This window comes from Pseudomonas sp. P5_A12 (genome assembly GCF_056400685.1).
This window is the reverse complement of record NZ_JBFUKU010000565.1, coordinates 1-1385: the sequence shown is the minus strand read 5'-3', so window position 1 is coordinate 1385 and position 1385 is coordinate 1. Positions and strand designations below refer to the sequence as shown.

At 55.7% G+C, this 1385-nt stretch carries 1 protein-coding gene; it reads right to left on the bottom strand.

Annotated features, from left to right (window positions below; genetic code table 11):
• Nucleotides 1-77: 77 nt before the first annotated feature.
• Nucleotides 78-899 (bottom strand): c-type cytochrome, encoded by an 822-nt coding sequence (locus AC1DSG_RS31145; protein ID WP_477794291.1) that lies wholly within the window; start codon nt 897-899, stop codon nt 78-80.
• Nucleotides 900-1385: the final 486 nt, after the last annotated feature.

The following is a 1385-nucleotide window of genomic DNA, read 5'->3' as shown; positions in this document are numbered from 1 at the left end:
AGCGGTGTGTCAGTTATAGATTTACTGACTGGAAGACCGCTATCGCGRGCAGGCTCGCTCCCACAAGGGGAATAGGGTCAGGGCTTTATCTTGCGCCCGGCCATATGCTTCAAATACCCCACCAACATGTCCAGATCCCCGTCCGGTAACACCTGCGCGGTAAACCCCGGCATCTTCGCCTGGGGCCACTGGCGCAAGCTCTGCGGATCACGGATATACCGCTTCAGGAAGTCCGCCCCAAAATACTCGGTCGGGTTATACGGAATATTCAGATCCGGCCCGAACTGCGCATCCCCGGCACCGTTGAGTCGATGGCACGCCAGGCAGTTCTTCTGAAACAGCGCAAAACCTTGATTGACCGGATTGTCCGCTTTCAAGGCCGGATCCGGCAGCAGGGCAGGGAAGCGTTCAGCCACCGGCGCCATGCGCTTGATGCTGGCGACCTGGTACGGCCACTGCTCGGGGCTGATATTGCCGGCTTGAGGATTTGTCCAGACCAGATAAAACGGCCCGGCACTCGGTTTGCTTGCAGACAGCGCCGGCCACGGTTTGGCCGGGTCTTCAATCGCCAACCATGCCTGCGCACCTTGGGTGTTGAGCAGCGGTGCAGCGGCCAACTCGGCGGCAAATCCGTCCAGCGCCACGGCTTGCAGATGGTCAGAAGGCTTGATACCGGTCAACAACGCCGTCAGCGGCACCGCTTGATAGCTCATCTCCCGTTTATAGGAAACGTCATCGGCAATACGCAGGGTCTGAAGTTGTGGATGCTTGAGCAGCTCCTCGGTCTGCCAGGTGCGACTGCTCGCGCCTAGCTCCAGGTTCAGCTGTGCGGCAAACAGAGGCGTGCTGAGCAGCAAGGCCCCGATCAGAGTGAGCGTTTTCAATAGATCGCCATCCATGTCGTGAAAGTGCCACAAAGGTTGGCACACCCACGCTGGCTCGGGTAGCGAGCCAGTCACATTTTTAGAGTGACGATATAAATACCTGACGCCGTATTTATTACCGACTAGCCAATCACCTTGGTCAGATTCGGCAAAATCAACAACAGCATGGTAGCGAAAAGAATGAGCCCGGCTTGACGTACTTTCGAATGCTTGAACATGGCTTGACCGCCTTTTTTGTTATTTCCTGATGCCTGCCTGCATATATCCATGACGGCAGAGCGTTGCACTTCCTGTCAGACGAGCGCCTCGGCAAAACCCGACGACAACTTCGTACACTTCACCTTAGAGCCCGCGTCACCCGTGGTTTAGATCTATTTCGTATGGTTCAGTCGTAAATAGCTCTAAAAAAGACATGAGGCCTATTGCCATCTTCTTGGGCGCCCTTTTGCTAGACAGCTCCGTGTCCTGAATCGGTTAATCCAATAGCTCACTACCGTCGTC